At 60.5% G+C, this 24474-nt stretch carries 20 protein-coding genes, 2 tRNA genes and 1 pseudogene; 20 read left to right on the top strand and 3 right to left on the bottom strand.

Annotated features, from left to right (window positions below):
• The 17 genes and pseudogenes from ACP7AD_RS17360 to ACP7AD_RS17280 form a co-directional block, all read left to right on the top strand.
• Window positions 1-76, top strand: a pseudogene (locus ACP7AD_RS17360) (elongation factor Tu); the annotation flags it as partial.
• 19 nt (window positions 77-95) lie between these two features.
• Window positions 96-171, top strand: a tRNA-Trp gene (locus ACP7AD_RS17355).
• A gap of 133 nt (window positions 172-304) precedes the next feature.
• Window positions 305-688, top strand: a complete 384-nt coding sequence (gene secE / locus ACP7AD_RS17350) for a preprotein translocase subunit SecE (protein WP_426148988.1) — start codon at window positions 305-307, stop codon at window positions 686-688.
• Window positions 688-1284: a transcription termination/antitermination protein NusG gene (gene nusG, locus ACP7AD_RS17345; protein ID WP_426148989.1), complete on the top strand. Its 597-nt coding sequence runs from the start codon at window positions 688-690 to the stop codon at window positions 1282-1284. Before secE ends, nusG begins: the two co-directional genes overlap by 1 nt.
• Before the next feature lie 178 nt (window positions 1285-1462).
• Window positions 1463-1897 carry a 50S ribosomal protein L11 gene (gene rplK / locus ACP7AD_RS17340; RefSeq protein WP_011803007.1) on the top strand — a complete coding sequence of 145 codons (435 nt, stop codon included), beginning with the start codon at window positions 1463-1465 and terminating at the stop codon, window positions 1895-1897.
• A complete protein-coding gene (gene rplA / locus ACP7AD_RS17335) occupies window positions 1894-2589 on the top strand; it encodes a 50S ribosomal protein L1 (RefSeq protein ID WP_426148990.1) in 696 nt (231 codons plus the stop codon). The genes rplK and rplA overlap by 4 nt, the downstream gene beginning before the upstream one ends.
• 265 nt (window positions 2590-2854) lie before the next feature.
• Complete coding sequence (gene rplJ, locus ACP7AD_RS17330; RefSeq protein ID WP_426148991.1) at window positions 2855-3406, top strand: 50S ribosomal protein L10; 552 nt, start codon at window positions 2855-2857, stop codon at window positions 3404-3406.
• Window positions 3407-3491: 85 nt separating this feature from the next.
• Entirely contained in the window at window positions 3492-3869 is a 378-nt protein-coding gene (gene rplL / locus ACP7AD_RS17325) for a 50S ribosomal protein L7/L12 (RefSeq protein ID WP_011803004.1), read from the top strand.
• A gap of 323 nt (window positions 3870-4192) precedes the next feature.
• Complete coding sequence (gene rpoB / locus ACP7AD_RS17320; RefSeq protein WP_426148992.1) at window positions 4193-8317, top strand: DNA-directed RNA polymerase subunit beta; 4125 nt, start codon at window positions 4193-4195, stop codon at window positions 8315-8317.
• 26 nt (window positions 8318-8343) lie between these two features.
• Window positions 8344-12558 (top strand): DNA-directed RNA polymerase subunit beta', encoded by a 4215-nt coding sequence (rpoC, locus tag ACP7AD_RS17315; RefSeq protein WP_426148993.1) that lies wholly within the window; start codon window positions 8344-8346, stop codon window positions 12556-12558.
• Window positions 12559-12828: 270 nt separating this feature from the next.
• Window positions 12829-13422, top strand: coding sequence for a LemA family protein (locus ACP7AD_RS17310; RefSeq protein ID WP_426148994.1), 594 nt, complete (start codon window positions 12829-12831; stop codon window positions 13420-13422).
• 9 nt (window positions 13423-13431) lie between these two features.
• Window positions 13432-14448, top strand: coding sequence for a M48 family metalloprotease (locus ACP7AD_RS17305; protein WP_426148995.1), 1017 nt, complete (start codon window positions 13432-13434; stop codon window positions 14446-14448).
• 153 nt (window positions 14449-14601) lie between these two features.
• Entirely contained in the window at window positions 14602-15948 is a 1347-nt protein-coding gene (rsmB, locus tag ACP7AD_RS17300) for a 16S rRNA (cytosine(967)-C(5))-methyltransferase RsmB (RefSeq protein WP_426148996.1), read from the top strand.
• Window positions 15908-16564, top strand: a complete 657-nt coding sequence (locus tag ACP7AD_RS17295) for a DUF4390 domain-containing protein (RefSeq protein ID WP_426148997.1) — start codon at window positions 15908-15910, stop codon at window positions 16562-16564. Before rsmB ends, ACP7AD_RS17295 begins: the two co-directional genes overlap by 41 nt.
• Window positions 16561-18849 (top strand): ATP-binding protein, encoded by a 2289-nt coding sequence (locus ACP7AD_RS17290; RefSeq protein WP_426148998.1) that lies wholly within the window; start codon window positions 16561-16563, stop codon window positions 18847-18849. The genes ACP7AD_RS17295 and ACP7AD_RS17290 overlap by 4 nt, the downstream gene beginning before the upstream one ends.
• 82 nt (window positions 18850-18931) lie before the next feature.
• Window positions 18932-19609, top strand: a complete 678-nt coding sequence (locus ACP7AD_RS17285; protein WP_426148999.1) for a response regulator — start codon at window positions 18932-18934, stop codon at window positions 19607-19609.
• Between the two features lie 58 nt (window positions 19610-19667).
• Window positions 19668-19743 (top strand) — tRNA-Phe (locus tag ACP7AD_RS17280).
• A gap of 319 nt (window positions 19744-20062) precedes the next feature.
• On the opposite strand, the gene ACP7AD_RS17275 is transcribed toward ACP7AD_RS17280, so the two are convergent.
• From ACP7AD_RS17275 to ACP7AD_RS17265, 3 genes are all read right to left on the bottom strand, one after another.
• Window positions 20063-20731 (bottom strand): transmembrane anchor protein, encoded by a 669-nt coding sequence (locus ACP7AD_RS17275; protein WP_426149000.1) that lies wholly within the window; start codon window positions 20729-20731, stop codon window positions 20063-20065.
• Window positions 20732-20754: 23 nt separating this feature from the next.
• Window positions 20755-21492 carry a HupE/UreJ family protein gene (locus ACP7AD_RS17270; protein ID WP_426149001.1) on the bottom strand — a complete coding sequence of 246 codons (738 nt, stop codon included), beginning with the start codon at window positions 21490-21492 and terminating at the stop codon, window positions 20755-20757.
• A 90-nt stretch (window positions 21493-21582) separates the two neighbouring features.
• The gene (locus tag ACP7AD_RS17265; RefSeq protein WP_426149002.1) at window positions 21583-21984 is read right to left on the bottom strand and encodes a hypothetical protein; all 402 of its coding nucleotides are present in this window, start codon (window positions 21982-21984) and stop codon (window positions 21583-21585) included.
• Between the two features lie 67 nt (window positions 21985-22051).
• On the opposite strand from ACP7AD_RS17265, the gene ACP7AD_RS17260 reads away from it, so the two are divergent.
• From ACP7AD_RS17260 to ACP7AD_RS17250, 3 genes are all read left to right on the top strand, one after another.
• Window positions 22052-22330, top strand: coding sequence for a metal-sensing transcriptional repressor (locus ACP7AD_RS17260; RefSeq protein WP_426149003.1), 279 nt, complete (start codon window positions 22052-22054; stop codon window positions 22328-22330).
• Window positions 22331-22377: 47 nt separating this feature from the next.
• On the top strand, window positions 22378-23703 hold the full coding sequence (locus ACP7AD_RS17255; protein WP_426149004.1) for an MFS transporter: 1326 nt from the start codon (window positions 22378-22380) through the stop codon (window positions 23701-23703).
• A gap of 402 nt (window positions 23704-24105) precedes the next feature.
• Window positions 24106-24474 (top strand): hypothetical protein (locus ACP7AD_RS17250; RefSeq protein WP_426166353.1); only part of this gene is annotated, 369 nt, incomplete at its 3' end.

Here is a 24474-nt window from a genome sequence, read left to right as displayed (position 1 = left end):
AGAAGGCCTGCGCTTCGCCATCCGCGAAGGCGGCCGTACCGTGGGCGCTGGCGTTGTGGCCAAGATCCTCGCGTAATGAATTGAAGGTTTGATGCAGGGGTATAGCTCAATTGGCAGAGCGTCGGTCTCCAAAACCGAAGGTTGATGGTTCGATTCCTTCTGCCCCTGCCACTCGATCGTTGAGGTGGTCAACGTCGAAGATGGTGTGAAAAGATAACAAGCAAGCCCGCCAGGAGTTGAAAGCTTCAGGTGGGCTTAAGCGTCTGCAAGGGCGCACGAAGATTGAACAGGAAATTCGGCAGCCATGGCCTCTACTCAAGTTGAAACCGTCAGTACCAATGCGGACAAAGCCAAGCTCGGTTTGGCTGTGGTGCTGGTGCTGGTCGCCCTTGTCGGTTTTTATTTGTTGACCAAGCAAGGCCAGGTCGCGCAGTGGGGTATTTTGCTTGCGGGCTTGGTTGCGGCAGTCCTTGTTTTTGCATCATCGGAACTTGGCAGGCAGTTTCTGGCTTTTGGCCGCGACTCGGTCCGCGAAGTTAAAAAAGTCGTCTGGCCTGAGCGCAGGGAGGCCGTCCAGATGACAGCCTATGTGTTCGGCTTCGTGGTAGTGATGGCATTGTTTTTGTGGCTGACGGACAAGACACTCGAATGGGTGTTTTACGACCTGATCCTGGGATGGAAAAGATAATGAGCGATCTGAACGATACAACATCCAGGGATGTTGTGACTGATGCATCCCATGCATTAGCGCCTGGCATGCAATGGTACGTTGTCCATGCGTACTCCGGTATGGAAAAAGCGGCGGAGCGCAACATTGTCGAGCGCATCAACCGTGCGGGCATGCAATCCAAGTTTGGGCGTTTCCTGGTGCCTACCGAAGAAGTGGTGGAGATCAAGAACGGCCAGAAGAAGACGACCGAGCGCCGTTTCTTCCCTGGTTATGTTCTGGTCGAAATGGTCATGGATGACGAAACTTGGCATCTGGTGAAGCACACTAACAAGGTCACGGGCTTTGTCGGCGGTGCAAAAAATCGTCCTGCGCCTATCTCCGAAGAAGAGGTACAAAAGATCGTCAACCAGATGCAGGTCGGCACCGACAAGCCGCGCCACAAGGTCGAGTTTGAAACGGGTGAATATGTTCGTGTCAAGGACGGCCCATTCACAGATTTCAACGGAACCGTGGAAGAGGTCAACTACGAAAAGAACAAGGTCCGCGTGTCAGTCACGATTTTCGGACGCGCAACGCCAGTCGAGCTTGAGTTCAGTCAGATTGAAAAGACCTGATCTCTCTTTCTTTTGAAAAAAGCCTGAAAAATATTTTGGGCTGATCAGATAAAATTTTGCGCCTTGCAACTCGGCGCGAAGGATTCCCAGGAATTCATTTTGAGTTGTGTAACCCCCGGGAAGCTTGAGAGCTGTTGTTTGACAGTTCTCAGGCGTTATGACCCGCAAGGAGAAAAGTATGGCGAAAAAAATCGTCGGCTTCGTCAAGCTGCAAGTACCAGCTGGCAAGGCCAATCCATCACCACCGATCGGACCCGCTTTGGGTCAACGTGGTCTGAACATCATGGAATTCTGCAAGGCATTCAATGCCCAGACCCAGGGTGTTGAGCCAGGCTTGCCACTGCCCGTGGTGATCACCGCTTACGCGGACAAGAGCTTTACCTTCATCATCAAGACGCCGCCGGCGATCACCTTGATCAAGAAGGCCATCAAGCTTGACAAGGGATCGGCCACGCCGCATTCCGCCAAGGTTGGCAAGATCACCCGCGCGCAGCTGGAAGAAATCGCCAAGGCCAAGATGAAAGATTTGACTGCTGCCGATCTGGACGCAGCCGTCCGTACTATTGCCGGTTCCGCCCGTTCCATGGGTGTGACGGTGGAAGGTGTTGTATGAGCAAGCTGACCAAGCGTCAAAAAACCATCGGCGACAAGGTTGACAGCAACAAGCTGTACGCACTGCCTGATGCACTTGGCCTCGTGAAAGAGTTCGCCGTCGCCAAATTCGATGAGTCCATCGATGTGGCCGTGCAACTTGGTATCGATGCCAAGAAATCCGACCAGGTCGTTCGCGGCGCTGTCGTGTTGCCCAATGGCACCGGCAAAACCAAGCGCGTTGCCGTGTTTGCACAAGGTGCCAAGGCTGAAGAAGCCAGGGCCGCCGGTGCCGATATTGTTGGCATGGATGATCTGGCTGCCGACATCAAGGCCGGCAAGATGGACTTCGACGTGGTGATTGCTTCCCCCGATGCCATGCGCATCGTCGGTACGCTGGGCCAGATCCTTGGCCCACGCGGCCTGATGCCCAATCCCAAGGTTGGCACCGTGACGCCTGACGTCGCAACCGCTGTGCGCAACGCAAAAGCCGGCCAGGTCCAGTTTCGCGTTGACAAGGCTGGCATCGTGCACGGCACCATCGGCCGTCGTTCGTTCGACACCGAAAAGCTGCAAGGCAATCTGGCTGCATTGATCGACGCGCTAATCAAGGCCAAGCCTGCTACCAGCAAGGGTGTGTACCTGAAGAAAGTCGCTGTTTCGTCAACGATGGGTGTGGGCGTTCGCGTCGACACGCAAACCATCGCTGCCTGATCGCAAAATTTGAACGGTGCGCAAGCGCCGCTCAGAGTGGTGGGCTGCCGGGGTTCTCTCCGGCAGGTCATCCAAGACCGTTGGTGCGCCAGCCTGAATTAATCTTTCAGGCTGGTACTTAATCGCAAGACAGCCAACGCAGATGGCGGTCCCGCTGCTTGAATGGTTTTGAAAGAAATCTGAAAACAGTTGGTCGCTGAACATGAGCGTGTCGAAGGGTGGCTGCGCAAGCTTAAGCCCGACAACACATTTTAAGGAGTAGACCTTGAGTCTCAATCGCAGTGAGAAACAAGCCGTCATTGATGAAGTGACAGGCCTCGCCGCTAAAGCTCAAACGCTCGTGATGGCGGAATACCGTGGCATCACGGTCGCTGACATGACCAAGCTGCGCAGCCAAGCCCGCGAAAAAGGCGTGACCCTGAGTGTTCTGAAGAACACGTTGGCTCGCCGTGCCGTGGCAGGTAGCGCATTCGAAGTCTTGTCCGACCAGATGACCGGTCCGCTGATCTACGGCTTTTCCATTGATGCTGTCGCTGCTGCAAAAGTAGTGGCTGACTTCGCAAAAACCAACGACAAGCTGGTGATTCGCGCAGGTGCATTTGCTGGGAAAACCCTGGATATCGAGGGCGTCAAGCAACTGGCCAACATCCCTTCCAAGGAAGTGTTGCTGGCCCAGTTGTGTGGCTTGCTGATGTCGCCTATTTCGCGTACCGCTGCTGTGCTTGCAGCGCTGTCCGCGCAACGTGGCGCTGGTGCAGAAGAAGCGGCCGAGGCCGCAGAGCCTGCCGCAGAAGTCACCGAAGCCGCAGCGGCGTAAACAGCAGACCTTTGCGGGACAGGTTCGGCGCTCAGGCGCCAAGCTTTGTCCCGAACTGTTAAAGAAATTTTTTTAGGAATTCAAAATGGCATTCGATAAAGACGCATTTTTGACCGTGCTGGACAGCATGACGGTCCTCGAACTCAACGACCTGGTGAAAGCCATCGAAGAGAAGTTTGGCGTGAGCGCAGCTTCCATGGCAGCTCCCGCAGCTGGCGGTGGCGGCGCAGGTGCTGCTGTTGCTGAAGAGAAGACCGAATTCAACGTCGTTCTGCTCGAAGCTGGCGCGCAAAAAGTACAGGTCATCAAGGCCGTGCGCGAACTGACCGGCCTGGGCTTGAAAGAAGCCAAGGACTTGGTGGACGGCGCTCCGAAGAACGTCAAGGAAGGCGCTAACAAAGCCGACGCAGAAGCAGCCAAGAAAAAGCTGGAAGATGCCGGCGCGAAAGTCGAACTCAAGTAATTCTTTCGGTTCGCAAAGGCTGGAAGACCTCCACGGGCTTCCAGCCTTTCCCGTTTAAGGCTCAGCCAGGCACACCGGCCTGAAGCTCCTTCAACTCCTCAAAAGACAAGTGTCTTTTGCGCTGGATAAAAAAAATACTGGAAAAAGGACTAAAAGTCTTTTTTCCAGTGTTTTCTGAATCCCCGACTGCAGAAACGCCTTGGTTCGGGTGCTGTGCAATGCATCACCGTCCGCCATGGTTGGTAGTGGCCAACCACCAAGTTGCCTGAATACGTGGTGTATTCGGGTTCGAGAGTCCCAGAGCCCATCATGACGGAGAACTCATGGCCCTAACTTCTAGTTACAGCTTCACCGAACGCAAACGCATCCGTAAAAGCTTCGGAAACCGCGAAAGCGTGTTGACGGTTCCCTACTTGCTGCAAATGCAGAAAGATGCGTACATCGCATTCCTGCAAGCCGACCGCGCGCCCCAAAAACGCATGGTTGAAGGCCTCCAGGCCGCCTTTCAAAACGCTTTTCCCATTGTCTCGCACAACGGTTTTGTCGAGATGAAATTCATCGAGTACAACCTGGCCAAACCGGCCTTCGATGTACGCGAATGCCAGACCCGTGGCCTGACCTTTGCCTCGGCCGTGCGCGCCAAGGTGCAGCTCATCATCTATGACCGCGAGTCATCGACATCGCAGTCCAAGGTCGTCAAGGAAGTCAAGGAGCAGGAAGTCTACATGGGCGAAGTGCCGCTCATGACCGACAAAGGCTCCTTTGTCATCAACGGCACCGAGCGCGTCATCGTGTCGCAGCTGCACCGTTCGCCAGGCGTGTTCTTTGAACACGACAAAGGCAAAACCCACAGTTCGGGCAAGTTGCTGTTTTCGGCCCGCATCATCCCTTACCGCGGCTCCTGGCTCGACTTCGAGTTTGACCCGAAAGACATCCTGTACTTCCGCGTGGACCGTCGCCGCAAGATGCCGGTCACGATCCTGCTGAAGGCCATCGGCCTGAACCACGAATCGATCCTGGCGAACTTCTTTGTGTTTGACAATTTCCGCCTGATGGACAGTGGCGCGCAAATGGAATTTGTGGCCGAGCGCATGCGCGGTGAAGTCGCCCGGTTCGACCTGACCGACAAGACCGGCAAGGTCGTCGTCGCCAAGGACAAGCGCATCACGGTTCGGCATACCCGCGAACTGGAGCAAAGCGGCACCACCAGCATCAGCGTGCCGGAAGATTTCCTGATCGGCCGTGTGGTCGCCAAGAACATCATCGACACCGATACCGGCGAGATCATTGCCAAGGCCAATGATGAGCTGACCGAGGCGTTGCTGAAAAAGCTGCGCGTCGCCGGCATCCAAGATGTCCAGGTGCTCTACACCAATGAACTCGACCAGGGCGCGTACATTTCGCAAACCCTGCGCGCCGACGAAACGGCCGACGAGTTTGCCGCGCGCGTGGCCATCTACCGCATGATGCGCCCCGGCGAGCCGCCCACCGAAGATGCGGTTCAGGCCCTGTTCCAGCGTCTGTTCTACAACCCGGACACGTACGATTTGTCGCGCGTGGGCCGCATGAAGTTCAACGCCCGCGTGGGCCGCGACGAATCCACCGGCCCGATGGTCATGACCAACGAGGACATCCTCGCGGTCGTCAAGATCCTGGTGGACCTGCGCAACGGCAACGGCGAAGTCGATGACATTGACCACCTTGGCAACCGCCGTGTGCGCTGTGTCGGCGAACTCGCTGAAAACCAGTACCGCACCGGTCTGGCACGGATTGAAAAAGCCGTCAAGGAACGTCTGGGCCAGGCCGAGCAAGAACCGCTCATGCCGCATGACCTGATCAACAGCAAGCCGATTTCGGCTGCTCTGAAGGAATTCTTCGGTGCGTCGCAGCTGTCGCAGTTCATGGACCAGACCAATCCGCTGGCCGAAATCACCCACAAGCGCCGTGTTTCGGCCCTTGGCCCCGGTGGTCTGACCCGCGAACGCGCCGGCTTTGAAGTTCGCGACGTGCATGTGACCCATTACGGTCGCGTCTGCCCGATTGAAACGCCGGAAGGTCCAAACATTGGCCTGATCAACTCGCTGGCGCTGTATGCCCGTCTCAACGACTACGGTTTCATTGAAACGCCGTATCGCCGGGTCGCTGACAGCAAGGTGACGATGGACATCGATTACCTGTCAGCCATCGAAGAAGGCAAGTACGTGATTGCCCAGGCCAATGCCGCGCTGGACAAGGAAGGCCGCCTGACCGGCGACCTGGTATCCGCCCGTGAAAAAGGCGAGTCCATTCTGGTCGGCGCCGAGCGCGTCCAGTACATGGACGTGTCGCCGGCGCAGATCGTGTCGGTCGCCGCTTCGCTGGTTCCGTTCCTGGAACACGACGATGCGAACCGCGCGCTGATGGGTGCCAACATGTCGCGTCAGGCCGTGCCCGTGCTGCGTCCGGAAAAGCCGCTGGTCGGCACTGGCATCGAGCGTGTGGCGGCAGTGGACTCGGGCACGGTCGTGACCGCCACCCGTGGCGGCATCGTGGACTATGTCGATGCGACCCGCATCGTGGTGCGCGTCAATGATGCGGAAGCCCTCGCCGGTGAAATCGGCGTGGACATCTACAACCTGATCAAGTACCAACGTTCCAACCAGAACACCAACATCCACCAGCGCCCCATCGTCAAGATGGGTGACATGCTGGCCAAGGGTGACGTAGTGGCTGATGGCGCATCGACCGACCTGGGCGAAATCGCCATTGGCCAGAACATGCTGATCGGCTTCATGCCGTGGAACGGCTATAACTTCGAGGATTCGATCCTGATTTCCGAGCGCGTGGTGGCCGAAGACCGCTACACCTCGATTCATATCGAAGAACTCGTCGTGATGGCGCGTGACACCAAGCTGGGCTCCGAGGAAATCACCCGCGACATCCCGAATCTTTCGGAGCAGCAGCTCAACCGCCTTGACGAATCCGGCATTATTTATGTCGGTGCCGAAGTCCAGCCGGGCGACACGCTGGTCGGCAAGGTCACGCCAAAAGGCGAGACCACGCTGACGCCGGAAGAAAAGCTGCTGCGCGCCATCTTCGGCGAAAAAGCCAGCGATGTGAAAGACACCTCGCTGCGTGTCAGCCAGGGTTCGTCGGGCACCGTGATCGATGTGCAGGTCTTCACCCGCGAAGGTATCACCCGCGACAAGCGTGCCCAGCAGATCATCGACGACGAACTCAAGCGCTACCGCCTGGACCTGAATGACCAGCTGCGCATCGTGGAAGCTGATGCGTTCGACCGTATTGAAAAGCTGCTGATCGGCAAGATCGCCAATGGCGGTCCAAAAAAGCTCGCTAAGGGCACGAAGCTCGACAAGGCCTACCTGACCGACGTCGAAAAATACCACTGGTTTGACATCCGCCCGGCCGATGACGAAGTTGCTTCGCAGCTGGAAAGCATCAAGAACTCGATGGAGCAGACGCGCCATAGTTTCGATTTGTCGTTCGAGGAAAAGCGCAAGAAGCTGACGCAGGGCGACGAGTTGCCATCGGGCGTGCTCAAGATGGTCAAGGTTTACCTGGCCGTCAAGCGCCGCTTGCAGCCTGGCGACAAGATGGCCGGCCGCCACGGCAACAAGGGTGTGGTGTCAAAAATAGTTCCGGTCGAGGACATGCCGCACATGGCCGACGGTACGCCGTGCGACATCGTGCTGAACCCGCTGGGCGTGCCATCGCGCATGAACGTCGGCCAGGTGCTCGAAGTCCATCTGGGTTGGGCGGCCAAGGGCCTGGGTCATCGGATTGGCGACATGCTGCAGGCCGAGGCCAAGGTGGCCGAGTTGCGCCAGTTTATGGACACGCTGTACAACAAGTCGGGCCGCACGGAAGACCTGGCTTCGCTGTCGGACGAGCAGGTTGTCGAGATGGCTCAGAACCTGACTACTGGCGTGCCTTTTGCCACGCCGGTGTTCGACGGCGCCTCGGAAGAGGACATCATGACCATGTTGCAGTTGGCCTATCCTGATGCGATTGCCAAGGCCAAGGGCCTGACGCCGACACGCACGCAAGCCCAGTTGTATGACGGCCGCACCGGCGACGCTTTCGAGCGCACGACGACGGTCGGCTACATGCACTTCCTGAAGCTTCACCACTTGGTGGACGACAAGATGCATGCCCGCTCGACCGGCCCTTACAGCCTGGTCACGCAGCAGCCTTTGGGCGGCAAGGCTCAGTTCGGTGGCCAGCGTTTCGGCGAGATGGAAGTGTGGGCGCTGGAAGCCTATGGCGCCGCCTACGTGCTGCAGGAAATGCTCACGGTCAAGTCCGATGACGTGGTCGGCCGGACCAAGGTGTACGAAAGCATCGTCAAGGGCGAGCATGCGATCACCGCCGGCATGCCGGAGTCGTTCAACGTGCTGGTGAAGGAAATTCGCTCGCTCGGTATCGACATGGAACTCGAACGCAGCTAAACAGCGGACAAGAAAAGGATTTACACATGAAATCATTACTAGACCTGTTCAAGCAGTTCACGCCCGATGAGCATTTCGATGCCATCAAAATCGGCATGGCCTCGCCTGAGAAAATTCGTTCATGGTCTTTCGGCGAAGTCAAAAAACCCGAAACCATCAACTACCGCACCTTCAAGCCAGAGCGCGACGGTCTCTTTTGCGCGAAGATTTTTGGCCCCATCAAGGACTACGAATGCCTGTGCGGCAAGTACAAGCGCCTCAAGCACCGCGGTGTTATCTGCGAGAAGTGCGGCGTTGAAGTCACGCAGACCAAGGTTCGCCGCGAACGCATGGGTCACATCGACCTGGCCGCTCCGTGCGCGCACATCTGGTTTTTGAAGTCGCTGCCGTCGCGTCTGGGCCTGGTGCTCGACATGACATTGCGCGACATCGAACGCGTGCTGTACTTTGAAGCGTATGTGGTGACGGACCCCGGCATGACCCCGCTGAAGAAATTCAGCATCATGTCGGAAGATGATTTCGACGCCAAGCGCAAGGAATACGGCGACGAATACACCGCCAAGATGGGCGCCGAAGGCATCAAGGACCTGCTCGAAGGGCTGGACCTCGATGTTGAAATCGACAAGCTGCGCAACGACCTGACCGGCTCCGAGATCAAGATCAAGAAGAACGCCAAGCGCTTGAAGCTGATGGAAGGATTCAAGAAATCCGGCATCAAGCCCGAGTGGATGGTGCTCGACGTGCTGCCGGTGCTGCCGCCGGACCTGCGTCCTTTGGTGCCGCTGGACGGCGGCCGTTTCGCAACGTCGGATTTGAACGATCTGTACCGCCGTGTCATCAACCGCAACAGCCGCCTGCGCCGTTTGCTGGAATTGAAAGCGCCTGAAATCATCGCGCGCAACGAAAAGCGCATGCTGCAGGAAGCCGTGGACTCGTTGCTCGACAACGGCCGCCGTGGCAAGGCCATGACGGGCGCCAACAAGCGCGCACTGAAGTCACTCGCCGACATGATCAAGGGCAAGTCAGGCCGTTTCCGCCAAAATTTGCTGGGCAAGCGCGTCGACTACTCAGGTCGTTCCGTCATTACCGTGGGCCCGACGCTCAAGCTACACCAGTGCGGCTTGCCCAAGCTGATGGCGCTGGAGCTGTTCAAGCCCTTCATCTTTGCGCAGCTCGAAGTGCGTGGCATCGCCACCACCATCAAGGCCGCCAAGAAGGAAGTCGAAACCGGCACGCCGGTGGTCTGGGACATCCTGGAAGAGGTCATCAAGGAGCATCCCGTGATGCTCAACCGTGCGCCTACGCTGCACCGCCTGGGCATTCAGGCGTTCGAGCCGATCCTGATCGAAGGCAAGGCGATCCAGCTGCACCCGCTGGTTTGCTCGGCGTTCAACGCCGACTTTGACGGTGACCAGATGGCCGTTCACGTGCCGCTGTCGGTCGAGGCGCAGATGGAGGCCCGCACGCTGATGCTGGCTTCGAACAACATCCTGTTCCCGGCCAACGGCGAGCCGTCCATCGTTCCTTCGCAGGACGTGGTGCTGGGTCTGTACTACACGACCCGCGACCGCACCAACGGCAAGGGCGAAGGTTTGGTCTTTTCGGACACTGGCGAAGTTCGCCGTGCCTTTGACGCGGGCGAACTCGACCTGAACGCCCGCATCAGCGTGCGCCTGACCGAGTGGAGCAAGGACAAGGAAACCAACGAGTTCGTGCCCTCGACCAAGCTGTGGGAAACCACCGGCGGCCGTGCACTGCTGTCCGAAATCCTGCCCAAGGGACTGCCTTTTTCCAACATCAACAAGGCGTTGAAGAAAAAGGAAATCTCCAAGCTCATCAACGTGTCTTTCCGCAAGTGCGGCCTGAAAGAGACCGTGGTGTTTGCCGACAAGCTGCTGCAGTCGGGTTTCCGCCTGGCAACCAAGGCCGGCATTTCGATCTGCATCGAAGACATGCTGGTGCCCAAGGAAAAGACCGCGATCATTGCGCACGCCCAAAAGGAAGTCAAAGAGATCGAGCAGCAGTACACCTCGGGTCTGGTGACGGCCGGCGAGCGCTACAACAAGGTGGTCGACATCTGGGGCAAGTCGGGCGACGACGTGTCCAAGGCCATGATGGCCCAGCTGTCCAAGGAAAAGGTCATTGACCGTCACGGCAATCTGGTCGAGCAGGATTCGTTCAACTCGATCTACATGATGGCCGACTCCGGCGCTCGCGGTTCCGCCGCGCAGATTCGCCAGGTCGCCGGCATGCGCGGTTTGATGGCCAAGCCTGACGGCTCGATCATCGAGACGCCGATCACCGCGAACTTCCGCGAAGGCCTGAACGTGCTGGAGTACTTCATCTCCACCCACGGCGCGCGCAAGGGCCTGGCCGACACGGCGCTGAAAACCGCCAACTCGGGCTACCTGACGCGCCGTTTGTGCGACGTGGTGCAGGACTTGGTCGTGACCGAACACGACTGCGGCACGCTCGACGGCTCTGTCATGCGCGCCATCGTCGAAGGCGGCGAGGTCATCGAATCGCTGCGCGACCGCGTTCTGGGCCGCACCATCGTCGAGGACGTGCTGCACCCCGAGAACCGCTCGGTGCTGACCAAGGCCGGCGTCATGCTGGACGAGGACATCATTGACGGGCTCGAAGCCGCTGGCGTTGACGAAGTCAAGGTCCGCACCGCGCTGACCTGCGAAACCCGTTTCGGCCTGTGCGCCAGCTGCTACGGCCGCGACCTGGGCCGTGGCGGCCTGATCAACATCGGCGAAGCGGTCGGCATCATCGCCGCCCAGTCGATCGGCGAGCCCGGCACCCAGCTGACGATGCGGACCTTCCACATCGGCGGTGCGGCATCGCGCGCAGCCATTGCTTCGAGCGTTGAAGCCAAGTCCAACGGCGTGATCGGTTTTAACGGCCCGATGCGCTATGTGACCAACGGCAAGGGCGACCTGGTGGTGATTGCGCGCTCCGGCGAGATCATCATCCATGACGAACATGGCCGCGAGCGCGAGCGCCACAAGGTGCCTTACGGCGCGACGCTGACCGTCAAGATCGACCAGACCATCAAGGCTGGCGCGATCCTGGCCAACTGGGATCCGCTGACCCGCCCCATCATCACCGAATTCGCCGGCAAGGTGCAGTTCGAGAATGTGGAAGAAGGCGTGACGGTGGCCAAGCAGGTCGATGATGTGACCGGCCTTTCGACGCTGGTGGTGATCGATCCGAAGCGTCGCGGCGCGACCAAGGTCATTCGCCCTGGCGTCAAGCTGATCGATGCAACCGGCAACGAGGTGAAAATCCCTGGCACCGACCATTCGGTGACGATCGGCTTCCAGATCGGCGCGCTGGTCCAGGTTCGCGACGGTCAGGACGTGGGACCCGGCGAAGTGCTGGCCCGCATCCCGATCGAAGGCCAGAAGACCCGCGACATCACCGGCGGTCTGCCGCGTGTCGCCGAGTTGTTCGAAGCCCGTACGCCGAAGGACAAGGGCACGCTGGCCGAAATGACCGGCACCGTGTCGTTCGGCAAGGAAACCAAGGGCAAGGTCCGCCTGCAGATCACCGATCCTGAAGGCAAGGTCTGGGAAGACCTGGTTCCGAAGGAAAAGAACATCCTGGTGCATGAAGGCCAGGTCGTGAACAAGGGCGAGTCGATTGTCGATGGCCCGGCCGATCCGCAAGACATCCTGCGCCTGCTGGGCGTGGCCGAGCTGGCCAGGTACATCGTCGATGAAGTGCAGGACGTGTACCGCCTGCAGGGCGTGAAGATCAACGACAAGCACATCGAAGTGATTGTTCGCCAGATGCTGCGCCGCGTGGTGGTGGAAAACGTCGGCGACACGACCTACATCGCCGGCGAGCAGGTCGAGCGTTCGGCGCTACTGGACGTCAACGACGCCCTGCGCGCCGATGGCAAGATCCCGGCGACGTTCAGCAACTTGTTGCTGGGTATCACCAAGGCATCGCTGTCGACCGATTCGTTCATCTCGGCGGCTTCCTTCCAGGAAACCACCCGCGTGCTCACCGAGGCGGCTATCATGGGCAAGCGCGACGAGTTGCGCGGCCTGAAGGAAAACGTGATCGTCGGCCGCCTGATTCCTGCCGGCACCGGCATGGCCTACCACGAGGCGCGCAAGGCCAAGGACTTGATGGACGACTCCGAGCGCCGCGCCATCGCCGAATCCGAAGCCGCTGAACTGGAAGCCTCGCAGGCTGAAACCAGCGACGAAAACGCCGCCGCCGAGTAACTTCTGCGAACGCACAGCGCCTTGACAGGCGCCCGGCCCCGCACTTGAAAAAGCGCGGGGCTTTTTTTGGCCGAAAAACGGCTGCTTATTGATGAAATAAGCACTTTGCGCAGTATCCATGTGCGTTTGTAGCTATGAATAAAATAGCAAAAAGACTGTGAAAGTTTTGAGTAGGCAGGATTGCCGTTAACCTTGCGCTCGGTTTCCCTCGTTGTCAGAGAAAAGACTGATTTCAGTGCGAAACTGCCCCGCTTCCCAAGGAATTTGCCCATGTCATTGCAAACAATTGTTTCCCTTACCCTGCTAGCCATGCTCGTGTTCTGGGCGGTAGGCGCCTACAACCGGCTGGTGCGGCTGAAAAACATCATCGCCAATGCGTTTGGCCAGATCGATGTCCAGCTCAAGCGCCGTTACGACCTGATTCCCAACCTGGTGGAGGCCGCCAAAAAATACCTGCAGCACGAGCAAGCCACGCTGGAAGCCGTCATTTCCGCACGCAATCAAGCCCGTAGCGCCAGCGATGCCGTGCGCAGCCGTCCCGGCAAGGCCGATGCCGTCATCGCGCTGGCGGCGGCCGAACAGACGCTGGACAGCAGCCTGGGCCGCTTGTTTGCGCTGGCCGAGGCCTATCCCGAACTGAAGGCTGACCAGACCATTCGCGAACTCAGCGAGGAACTTACCAGCACCGAAAACAAGGTCGGCTTTGCGCGCCAGGCCTACAACGACGCTGTGCTCGACTACAACAATGCGCAAGGCCAGTTTCCGGCGCTGCTGGTGGCCCGCGCTTTCGGTTTCGTGCCCTCCGTGATGCTGCAGGCCACCGAAAACGCTGCAGAGCGCCAGGCGGTTCGCATCCAGATGTGACGGGCGGCCATGCGGTTTTTTGAGGCTCAGGAAAAGGCCAGGGCGCAAACCCTGCGGCTGCTGCTGTTGTTTGGCCTGGCCGTGGTGGTGCTGGTGCTGGCCGTCAATGGCGCGCTGGCGCTGACCTGGCGGCTGGTCTCGCCCGGCTGGACTGGCTATCCGGCGTATTTTTTCAGTGTCAATACCGGCATGACGCTGCTGTTCGTGCTGGGCGGCTGGTGGCTGGAAACCTCGGTGCTGGAAGGCGCTGACCAGGCGCTGGCGCGCCAGGCGGGCGCCCGCGAAGCCTGGCCGGCCAGCCGCGAAGCCGAGCAGCGCCTGTGTAACATCGTTCATGAGCTGGCGATTGCCGCCAGCATGCGGCCGCCGCAAGTGATGGTGCTGCCGCGCGAGGACAGCATCAACGCCTTTGCCGCCGGCTGGGACGAGGAGGACGCCATTGTGGCGGTGACGCAGGGCGCGCTTGACCGCCTGAGCCGCGACGAACTGCAGGGCCTGCTGGCGCACGAGTTCAGCCATCTCCGCGAAGGCGACACCCGGCTGAACATGCGGCTGGCGGGCATGGTGTACGGGCTGGAGATGGTGTTCAGCCTGGGCCGGCACATGTGCGAATCCGATGAAAACGGCGACCGTTCCTTTTTGGCCTTGCCGGGTTTTGCGATCATGACCACCGGCTCGCTGGGCTGGCTGGCGGGGCGCGCCCTGAAGGCGGCGGTCTCGCGGCAGCGCGAATTTCTGGCCGATGCGCGCGCCGTGCAATTTACCCGCAGCAAGGAAGGCCTGGGCGGCGTGCTGCGCAAGGTGGCGGGCGAAAGGGCCAGGGCAGGGCGGCGGCCGGGCGGCATGGCGCACCATCTGCACCCGGCGGTGCACCACATGCTGCTGGTCAGCGCCGCCAACCAGACGCGCTGGTTTGAAGGCCATCCGCCACTGGCCGAGCGCATCCGCCGGATTTACGGCCGGCCGATGCCGGTTCTGCCCGACTGGCGCGACGAGGCCGTGACGCGGCCCGACGCCCTGTTCTAGCCAGAGGCCGCATTTTGGCGGCCACGCGGGCGTCAGCAACCATGGCTTTGGCCCGTCCGTGGCCGAGGCTGGTCTAATAGGGCGAAACTGCCGCCTGCTGTCCGGGCGGATTCACGCCGGCTGGTACAGGCCGGCCCTGACCATACCGAACCGATGCCACATCAACCGAATCCATCCCCGTCCGCCCAAGTCCCGTTATGGCGCCAGCTTCAAGGCGCCGCTTCCGTGCTACTGGCCGTGCGCGACGGCCAGTCGATGACGCCGGCGCTGGAAGACGTCGATTCGCAGTTGCGCCCTGGCGTGCAGGCGCTGGCCTTTCACGCGCTGCGTTGGCTGGGCCGGGCCGAAGCGCTGCGCCAGCAACTCGCCAAGCGCCCGCCGCCGCCCGAAGCTGACGCCCTGCTATGCGTGGCGCTGGCATTGGCCTGCGCTGAAGAAGCGGCGCCCTACACCGCGCACACGCTGGTCGACCAAGCGGTGGAAGCGGCCAAGCGCAGCGACGCCACGCTGCACCAGGCCAGCTTTATCAACGGCTGCCTGCGCCGCTTTCTGCGCGAGCGGGATGCCTTGATGGCGCTGGCCGTGAAAAGCCCGCAAGCGGTCTGGAACCATCCGCAGTGGTGGATCGACCGGGTCAAAAAAGACCATCCGACGCAGTGGCAGGACATCCTGCGCGCCAACAACAGCCGCGCGCCGCTGATTTTGCGGATTAATGAACGAAAAATGACCTCTGCGCAGTATGTGCAAGCGTTGTTAGTTATGGATATAGGAGCATTTCCCATCGGCGAGCATGGCGTGGTCCTGACCGAGGCGCGGCCAGTCATGTCGCTGCCGGGTTTTGCCGAAGGGCATTTTTCGGTGCAGGATGCTGCTGCCCAGCTGGCCGCACCCTTGCTGCTGGACGGGCTGACGGCTGCTGGCGACGGGCGCTTGAACATCCTCGACGCCTGCGCCGCGCCCGGCGGCAAGACGGCGCACCTGCTGGAACTGGCCGACTGCGACGTGACCGCGCTGGACATCGACGCCCGGCGCTGCGAGCGCATCGCGCAGAACCTGGCGCGCCTGGGCCTGCAGGCGCACATTGTGGTGGGCGACGCCAGCCGGCCCGACGACTGGTGGGATGGCCGGCCGTATGACGGCATTTTGCTCGACGCGCCGTGCACGGCATCGGGCATCGTGCGCCGCCATCCCGACGTGCGCTGGCTGCGCCGGCCGACCGATATTGCCCAGCTGGCGGCCATCCAGGCTAGGTTGCTGGCCACGCTCTGGCCGCTGCTCAAACCCGGCGGCCGGCTGGTGTATTGCACCTGCTCGGTTTTCAGGGCCGAAGGCGAGCAGCAGGCGCAAACGTTTGTTGCGCACCACGCAGATGCGGCGCTGATGCCTTCGCCCGGGCATTTGTTGCCGCAGGGTAGTAGCAAAGATGCCGTATTCCCTGACAATTTGATGCGTGAACACGATGGTTTTTACTACGCAGTCCTTGAAAAGCGCAGCGCTTGAAGCGATTGCGCGTTTCCTGCTGGCCGCCGGCCTGTGCCTGCTGTGGGCGCCAGCGACCAGCGCGGCAGCGCCGACCGAGATCACCCAGTTGCGCACCGAGCGCACCGAAGAAGGGGTCTACCTCTCGGCGGTGGTGCGGTTTGACGTTCCGCCCGTGGTCGAAGACGCGCTGCTCAAGGGCATTGCGATTTATTTCGTCGTGGAGGCCGATGTTTACCGCGACCGCTGGTACTGGACCGATCAGCGCGTGGCCAGCGCGGCGCGCACCTTGCGCCTGGCCTACCAGCCTCTGACCGGCCGCTGGCGCGTGAACATCGTCTCCGGCCTGATCACCACATCGTCTGGCCTGCGCGCCACGCTGAGCCAAAACTACGAGACCCTGCCCGAAGCGCTCTCGGCGATCCAGCGCGTGGCCCACTGGAAAATTGCCGACGCTTCCGAGGTTGACCCGGGTGAGGCTTACACGCTCAACCTCAATTTCTGGCTGGATTTGTCGCAATTGCCGCGTCCTTTCCAGATCGGTGTCGCCGGGCAGCGCGACTGGACCATTTCTGCCCAGTTCAGGGACCGGCTGCGCTTGATGCCAGCGCCGCCTGCTGCCGAGGGCGGTAAATGAGCCGCGCCGTCAAGCTGATCGCGCTGAAAAGCAGCCCTGCGTTTCGCTGGACCGTCGGCGTGGGTGCCGGCGTGGTTGTGGCGCTGGGCCTGGTCCTGCTGTATCTGCTGACCCAGGCAACCGACAACCGTGAACTGTACGAGCGCAATTACGCATTGCTGTTCGGCCTGAATGTCGCCGTCGCCGTCCTGCTGCTCGGGGTGGTCGCGTGGATCACCCTGCGCCTGGTGTTGCGTGTGCGCCAGGGACGTTTTGGCAGCCGCCTGCTGGTCAAGCTGGCCGCCATTTTTGCGCTGGTTGGCCTGATGCCGGGCCTGATGATCTATGTGGTGTCCTATCAATTCGTTTCGCGCTCGATTGAAAGCTGGTTCGATGTCGAGGTGGAGTCCGCGCTCGCGGCCGGCCTGAACCTGGGTCGGGCAACGCTCGACACTTTGGCTGCAGACACCGGAAACAAGACGCGCCAGGCCGCCACGCAGCTGGCCGAAACGCCGGATGCGACGGTCGGCCTGGCGCTGGAGCGCCTGCGTGACCAGCTCGGCGCCAGCGACGTGGTGCTCTGGGGCGCTTCGGGCCAGCTCATCGCCAACGCAGGCGAATCGCGCTTCCTGATCCAGCCCGAACGGCCTTCGGTGCAGCAACTGCGCAGCGCGCGCAGTCAGCAGGTCACCACCCAGATTGAGGGGCTGGATGAAGTCGTGCCTGGCGGCAATGGCGAGCTGGGCGGCAGCACCGGCCCGCCGGCGCCCGGCGTCACCACGGCGCCCCGTGTCAAGGCGATTGCCGTGGTCAACAATCCGAACCTGAGCGTACTCGGGCAATCGCGTTTCCTGCAGGTCACTAGCGTGCTGCCCGCCAGCCTGGTGGCCAATGCCATCGCCGTGCAGGAAGCCAACCGCCAGTACCAGGAGCGGGCGCTGGCGCGCGGCGGCCTGCAGAAAATGTACATCGGCACGCTGACGCTCAGCCTGTTCCTCGCGGTGTTTAGCGCGGTGCTGCTGGCCGTCATTCTGGGCAACCAGCTGGCCAAGCCCCTGCTGCTGCTCGCCGAAGGCGTCCGGCAGGTGGCCCAGGGCGACCTGACGCCCAAGGCCGCGCTCAAGGGCAAGGACGAGCTGGGCGGGTTGACGCGCTCGTTTGCCGACATGACGCAGCAACTCGCCGACGCGCGGTCGGCGGTGCAGCACAGCATGAGCCAGGTGGATGCGTCGCGCGCCAACCTGCAGACCATCCTGGACAACCTCACCGCCGGCGTCATCGTGCTCGATGTGCAAGGTCGCATCCAGTCCAGCAATCCGGGCGCCACCCGAATCCTGCGCGCTCCCCTGCATGACTACCATGGCCAGCCGCTCGGGCAGGTTCCGGGACTGGAGCTATTCGCCAAGGACGTCCTGGCGCAGTTTGCCGACTACCTCAGCAATGCGGCCCAGACGCTGGCGCACTGGCAGCAGTCGTTTGAACTGCATGGTGCCGGACACGGCGCCAGCGACAACGCCATCACGCTGATTGCGCGCGGTGCCAAGATGCCTGGCACCGAGGAATTCTTGCTGGTGTTCGACGATATTTCCGACATGGTGTCGGCCCAGCGCGCGCAGGCCTGGGGCGAGGTGGCGCGCCGCCTGGCGCACGAGATCAAAAATCCGCTCACGCCCATCCAGCTGTCGGCCGAGCGCCTGGAAATGAAACTCAATGGAAAACTCGCGCCGGTCGAGCAGGCGCTGCTGACCAAGTCGGTCAAGACCATCGTTGACCAAGTGGACGCCATGAAGCGGCTGGTCAACGAATTTCGCGACTATGCGCGCCTGCCCGCCGCCGAACTGGTGGCGGTAGACCTCAATGCGCTGGTCGGCGACGTGCTGCAGCTCTACCACAGCGATGTCGCAGGGCCGGTGGCGCCCGTGGTGGCCGAACTCGACCCCAACGCGCCGCCCATCCGGGGCGATGCCCAGCTGCTGCGCCAGGTCATTCACAACCTGCTGCAAAACGCGCAGGATGCGCAGGAAGGCCGTGAAAACGCCCGTGTCACGCTCAAGACCGATTATTCCGACAGCTCGCGCCGGGTGCGCCTGACGGTACGAGACAATGGGGCAGGTTTTCCGGAGCACATCCTCAAGCGCGCCTTCGAACCCTACGTCACCACCAAGGTCAAGGGCACCGGCTTGGGGCTGGCGGTGGTCAAGAAAATCGCCGACGAACATGGCGCGCGGATTGATATTTCAAACCGTGTGGTGGACGGCATCGTGCAGGGCGCACAAGTGTCGTTATCATTTGGCGTTGCGACTTGACAGCGTCCGGAACAATCCGGGCGTAAAAACCTTCACAAGTCGGCAGCAAACACGTCAACAACAGGCAGGCAGCAATTCAATCATGGCAAATATTCTGGTGGTCGATGACGAGCTGGGCATACGCGACCTTCTTTCAGAAATTCTCAATGATGAGGGGCACCAGGTCGATCTGGCTGAAAATGCCGCCCAGGCCCGCGCTGCCCGCGCACTGGCGCGGCCCGACCTGGTGCTGCTCGATATCTGGATGCCCGATACCGATGGCGTGACCTTGCTCAAGGAATGGTCGTCCACCGGCCTGCTGACCATGCCCGTCATCATGATGAGCGGCCATGCCACGATTGACACGGCGGTCGAAGCCACCAAAATCGGCGCCATGGCCTTTCTGGAAAAGCCCATCACGCTGCAAAAGCTGCTCAAGGCCGTTGAGCAGGGCCTTGCCCGAACGATTGCCCGGCCGCCCGCCAGTTCCTTGAAGACGACTTTGCCCATGGTCGACTTCGTGCCTGAAGTCATCATGGCCGGCAGTGTCCTGGTGGCCACCGCCGACAGGGGCCTTCAGTCAACCCAGAGCTTCATGCTCGAAAAGCCGTTGCGCGACGCTCGCGACGAGTTTGAAAAAGCGTACTTCGAATTCCACCTGGCCAAGGAAGGCGGCTCCATGACCCGCGTGGCTGAAAAAACCGGTTTGGAGCGAACCCACCTTTACCGCAAGCTCAAGCAGCTCGGCGTGGACCTGACGCGCGGCAAGCGCAGCCTGTGAATTTTGGCGCTGCACGGGGGCAAAACAGCCCTTCCGGTGATATATACTCTTGTGCTCAGGCCCGGTAGCTCAGTCGGTAGAGCAGAGGATTGAAAATCCTTGTGTCGGTGGTTCGATTCCGCCCCAGGCCACCAAGGTTTACCTTGCAAAGACGCCAACCCATGCGGTTGGCTTCTTTGTTTCCGAGGACAAACAGTCCTCGTGTCCGGTCTATTTCCGGGCTGCTGCTTTCCCTCGGAAACTTCCCCCACTTCTCCCCCTGACAATGAATTTTCTGGTGTGGCGTGTTCGCCAGCCGGTGTTTCGTACTGACACTACCAGCACACCGACACTGAGCACGAAGATTTGCCGTGCCAGTGTGCCGGCTGTGCCGGACGAAAGTATCAGTGAGTCGGCAGAATTTGCGAGAGAAGAACTCCGACACGAATGGCTTGCGGCCGCAGTGCCCTTCTTTCACTTCATTTGTTTGATGTCGGTGTAGTCGCCGCGCGTGCGCAGGATGACCTTCACGTTGGACTTGCCCCGGTTGCGCCAGTACCAGCCGTGATTGCCGGTGAATGCGGCTTCCAGCACGCCTTCATCTGAAGCAACCCCCCGGCCTTTTTCGTAGCTGATCGATTGGCCCGGTGCGTCACCGTGGGTGTCGAAGTTGACCTCGCCGCCCTCGACGACCCACGAATACTGCGCCTTGGCGCCTTGGACCATCTTCAGCTTGATTTCCGTCCCCTCTCCCGGCCTCAGGGTCACAGGCATCTCGTCGCGCCATTCGATCTTGGGCGCAGCCGGCTGAGCAGGCGCCTTCGGGGCAGCAGCCTCGGCAGCTTTTGCTGGGGGTTCGGCCGCATTGGCCGCGGCCATGCCAAGCGTTGTTCCCGCTGCTGGCGACGGCGCTGCCGGCGCGGCGGCATCGGCAGCGGCCTCTGCGGCCAGCTGCTGCTTGATGTCGCCCATTTCGGTCATGCGCAGGACCCGGCCGATGCCGGTGGGATCGATGCCGTATTCGGCTGGAAGCACGATGGCAACCAGGAGCACCAGCGCCGAAATGGCGGCCAGGACGGTGGAGCGCACAAGCTGCTTGGAAGTGGGCAGTTCGGCACGTGTTGGGGTATCACTGTTGTACATGTGGAATATTCCTTGTTGGGTGTTCAGGATGTGAAGTAGCCGGTGAGCTGCATGCCCACCAAAATGAAGCCGGCGCTCATCATGGCGACGTTGGCGGTGTAGGCGTGGCGCAAAAAGCTGGGGGTGCGGCGCCAGTAGCTCATGCCGATCAGGATGACGGCCAGGGCCAACAGTTGTCCGATTTCCACGCCCACGTTGAAGGCCAGCAGGTTGGGCACCAGGCCGTCGGGCGAGATCTCGTACTCAATGATCTTGGTTGCCAGACCAAAGCCGTGGAACAGGCCAAACACCAGGGTTGCGACCTTGGTGTTGGGCTGGAACCCCAGCCAGCGTTGGAAGGCGCCGATGTTGTCCAAGGCCTTGTAGACGACGGACATACCGATGATCGCGTCGATCAGGTAACTGTTGATCCCGACGTTGAAGTAAACGCCCAGGATCATGGTGGTGGAGTGACCCAACGCAAACAGGCTCACGTAGATGCCGATGTGCTTAATCCGGTAAAGGAAGAAGATCACGCCGAACAAGAACAGGATGTGGTCGTAGCCCGTCATCATGTGTTTGGCGCCCAGATACATGAAGGGCAGCACATTGACGCCCGAGATCTCTTGGATGTAGCCCTTGTCGCCCTCGGTGACGGCGTGGGCAAAGGCTTCTGTGCTGCCCAGGAAAAGGCAGATGAAGAAGGCTGAAAGTAGCAAGAGGCGGGATTGCCAGATCGCCCATGGCGAACGTGGCAGCCTGCCCAGAACATGGCTGTGCATGAAGAAGACTCCGATGGTTGGAAACAATGGGAAGCGCTGCTGCAAGCAATGCAGCAGTGAAGCAGTGCGAGGGAGAGGGCGAGAAGCGCCTCAGCCCATGGGCGGGCGTTCCAGCCGGGACGCCTGAACCATTTCAATCCACGGCCGCACGAGCCCGAACCAGCCGGGAAGCTGCGGTGCTACAGAACTCCACGCAACGGGCACGGCGTGGGCGTTGTCGTGCGAGTGATCCGCCCCGTGGTGGTGGGGGTGGTCGGCACCTGCACTCTGAGTTACCAATCCAATGCCTTCATCCTCATGCGCATGTTCGTGGGATGTGTCCAAGGACGTCGGAGTGACGTGGAGAGCTGCCAGAAAGGCTGCAAGGCCATGGGAACTCGTGCCCCCGATCGGAGAGATGATTGTCCCGAACATGATCACCACCAGAACCAGCCACCCCATGCCCAGCGCTGCCCGGTGAGGGCGCAAGGCGTAGGAAAGTTGCTGGGTCATGAGGAGTTGTTGCGTTTAATGTCGACAGGGGGATTATAGTAACCTCCCCCAGGGGATACGATCAACCATGACACAACCGCACACACATGCCTCCCATCCAGCCATCATCAAACGCCTTCACCGAGCCAGCGGGCACCTGAGCAGCACCATAGAAATGCTGGCGCAGGGACGTACCTGCCTGGATGTCGCGCAGCAGCTGCAGGCGGTGGAGAAAGCGATTCAGCAAGCCAAAAAGGCACTGATCCAGGACCATCTGGATCACTGCCTCGAAGACCTTGTGGGCCCTCTGGGCGTCGGCCAGCGTCACTCGCTAGACGAATTCAGGGAAATCACACGCTATCTCTGAGCCTCGGGCTCCCAATGTGCCCGAGCGCTTCAATCCCGAGACACGACATGCTTGACATTCTTGCCCATCGCACCTACCGCCATTTGTTCGCCGCTCAGGTGATTGCCTTGATCGGAACCGGGTTGGCGACAGTAGCGCTAGGACTGCTGGCCTTTGATCTGGCCGGCGACGACGCGGGCATGGTGCTGGGCACGGCGCTGGCCATCAAGATGATTGCGTACGTTGGTGTGGCGCCGGTCGCAGCGGCCTTTGCCGAGCGCTTGCCCAGACGCACCATGCTGGTCACGCTGGATCTGGTGCGGGCCGGTGTGGCCCTGGTGCTGCCGTTTGTCTCCCAGATCTGGGAGGTGTACGTGCTGATCTTTGTATTGCAGGCAGCGTCGGCTGCCTTCACGCCCACCTTCCAGGCCACTATCCCCGACGTGTTGCCACAAGAGAAGGACTACACCAAGGCCTTGTCGCTCTCACGCCTTGCATACGACATGGAGAGCCTGGTCAGTCCGATGCTGGCGGCCGCTTTGCTCACGGTGATCAGCTTTCACGATCTGTTTGCCGGTACGGTGGTGGGGTTCTTGGCCTCGGCAGCGCTGGTGGTATCGGTGGTCCTGCCGGCGCATCCAGCGCCCCAGCGCCGTGGTATCTACGACCGAACCACGCGCGGGCTGCGAATCTACCTGGCCACGCCCCGGTTGCGCGGACTGCTTGCCGTCAATGCGGCCGTGGCTGCGGCAGGCTCCATGGTTTTTGTCAACACGGTGGTCATCGTTCAGGCCGGGTTGGGCCTGACCCAGAGCGCGGTGGCCTTGGCGTTGGCCAGTTTCGGCGCTGGCTCCATGGTGGCGGCACTGGTCCTGCCACGCCTGTTGGAGAAACTGACTGATCGCAGTGTGATGCTCGGCGGCATCGGGGTAATGGTCGCGGGCATGTTCGTGGGCACCTTGGTGGTGGGACATGCTTCGCTGATGGTCTTGTGGTTCGTGCTCGGTCTGGGGTACTCCACTGCTCAGACACCCTCTGGGCGCTTGTTGCGGCGGTCCTCTCATCCAGAGGATCGCCCTGCGTTGTTTGCTGCACAGTTCGCGCTTTCTCACGCCTGCTGGTTGTTGTTCTATCCCTTAGCCGGCTGGCTCGGTACTCGCTTTGGGATGACAGCGACGTTCGTGGTGCTGGGCTGTGCGGGCGCAGTAGCCGTCTGGGTCACCACGATGGTTTGGCCATCTCAGGATCCCGAGGTCATCGAGCACGAACACCCGGATTTGCCGGCCGGCCACGCGCACACCCAGGGTGCTGTCGACAACGGCCATCGTGTGCTTCATGCGCACGCTTTCGTGGTAGATGACCAACATCCGCACTGGCCCAGTGTGGGTCGCTGATGTCGGAACTGGGTGCCTACAGCGTATTGTTGGTCAGCGCATTTGTCGCCGCCACGCTACTGCCCACCGCAGGCCCGTGAGCCTTCGAGCTCTTTGTTGCAGATCTTGTGCAGATTTTCGATGGTCGCACTTCTCCGGCGGGGGCAAACAGTCCTCGCGTCCGGTCCATTTCCGGGCTGCTGCCTTTTTCTGAAAGCTTTCCCGACTTCTCTTCCTGCCGATGGTTTTTTCCTCAGGGCTGTGTTCGCCATCAATGTTTTGCACTGACACTATCGGCACACCGACACGGAGCAAGGGTCTTCGACGTGCCAGTGTGCCAGCTGTGCCGATCGAAACTATCAGCTGTCGCTGGAAAACTGATACACACAGAAAAAGAAAGGGAAGGGCAGGATGGGTACTACCATGAGGATATTGCTTGCGATCGCGTTCCTTGTTGGTCTCTGGCTCTTTGTCTCGCGTCATAAGCGAAGTGGCCGGGGTGGTTCGGTCAGCGCCGGAGAGGCCCATAGCGATGTTGACGTCACAAAAACGTTGGCCAAAAAAGCTCAGCCAGTGTTGGGGTGGTCGATGACGCTCCTCGGGTTGGTGCTGATGATTCCGACCACGACCGTTTTTGCCTTTGGCATGCCAGGTCTCGGCAGCGTTGGCGGGGGCTTGATGGCTGGACTAGCCGTTGGGCTCGTGCTATTCCTTTTGGGGCTTAGGAACCAGAGCTTATCGACAGCTAAGCTAAGTTCCTATCGTGATTCAGAAAAACCGGTATTTCAGGCA

The sequence above is a fragment of the Polaromonas sp. DSP2-3-2b2 genome, from assembly GCF_049895905.1.
GTDB lineage: Bacteria > Pseudomonadota > Gammaproteobacteria > Burkholderiales > Burkholderiaceae_C > Polaromonas.
The sequence above is the reverse complement of the archived record's forward strand: the minus strand, read 5'-3'. Positions and strand labels throughout refer to the sequence as shown.

What these genes read in the sequence shown, in the direction of transcription:
- secE (WP_426148988.1), top strand. Translation starts at nt 305, where the DNA reads ATGGCCTCTACTCAAGTTGAAACCGTCAGTACCAATGCGGACAAAGCC.
- nusG (WP_426148989.1), top strand. Translation starts at nt 688, where the DNA reads ATGAGCGATCTGAACGATACAACATCCAGGGATGTTGTGACTGATGCA.
- rplK (WP_011803007.1), top strand. Translation starts at nt 1,463, where the DNA reads ATGGCGAAAAAAATCGTCGGCTTCGTCAAGCTGCAAGTACCAGCTGGC.
- rplA (WP_426148990.1), top strand. Translation starts at nt 1,894, where the DNA reads ATGAGCAAGCTGACCAAGCGTCAAAAAACCATCGGCGACAAGGTTGAC.
- rplL (WP_011803004.1), top strand. Translation starts at nt 3,492, where the DNA reads ATGGCATTCGATAAAGACGCATTTTTGACCGTGCTGGACAGCATGACG.
- rpoB (WP_426148992.1), top strand. Translation starts at nt 4,193, where the DNA reads ATGGCCCTAACTTCTAGTTACAGCTTCACCGAACGCAAACGCATCCGT.
- rpoC (WP_426148993.1), top strand. Translation starts at nt 8,344, where the DNA reads ATGAAATCATTACTAGACCTGTTCAAGCAGTTCACGCCCGATGAGCAT.
- ACP7AD_RS17310 (WP_426148994.1), top strand. Translation starts at nt 12,829, where the DNA reads ATGTCATTGCAAACAATTGTTTCCCTTACCCTGCTAGCCATGCTCGTG.
- ACP7AD_RS17305 (WP_426148995.1), top strand. Translation starts at nt 13,432, where the DNA reads ATGCGGTTTTTTGAGGCTCAGGAAAAGGCCAGGGCGCAAACCCTGCGG.
- rsmB (WP_426148996.1), top strand. Translation starts at nt 14,602, where the DNA reads ATGCCACATCAACCGAATCCATCCCCGTCCGCCCAAGTCCCGTTATGG.
- ACP7AD_RS17295 (WP_426148997.1), top strand. Translation starts at nt 15,908, where the DNA reads ATGGTTTTTACTACGCAGTCCTTGAAAAGCGCAGCGCTTGAAGCGATT.
- ACP7AD_RS17290 (WP_426148998.1), top strand. Translation starts at nt 16,561, where the DNA reads ATGAGCCGCGCCGTCAAGCTGATCGCGCTGAAAAGCAGCCCTGCGTTT.
- ACP7AD_RS17285 (WP_426148999.1), top strand. Translation starts at nt 18,932, where the DNA reads ATGGCAAATATTCTGGTGGTCGATGACGAGCTGGGCATACGCGACCTT.
- ACP7AD_RS17275 (WP_426149000.1), bottom strand. Translation starts at nt 20,731, where the DNA reads ATGTACAACAGTGATACCCCAACACGTGCCGAACTGCCCACTTCCAAG.
- ACP7AD_RS17270 (WP_426149001.1), bottom strand. Translation starts at nt 21,492, where the DNA reads ATGCACAGCCATGTTCTGGGCAGGCTGCCACGTTCGCCATGGGCGATC.
- ACP7AD_RS17265 (WP_426149002.1), bottom strand. Translation starts at nt 21,984, where the DNA reads ATGACCCAGCAACTTTCCTACGCCTTGCGCCCTCACCGGGCAGCGCTG.
- ACP7AD_RS17260 (WP_426149003.1), top strand. Translation starts at nt 22,052, where the DNA reads ATGACACAACCGCACACACATGCCTCCCATCCAGCCATCATCAAACGC.
- ACP7AD_RS17255 (WP_426149004.1), top strand. Translation starts at nt 22,378, where the DNA reads ATGCTTGACATTCTTGCCCATCGCACCTACCGCCATTTGTTCGCCGCT.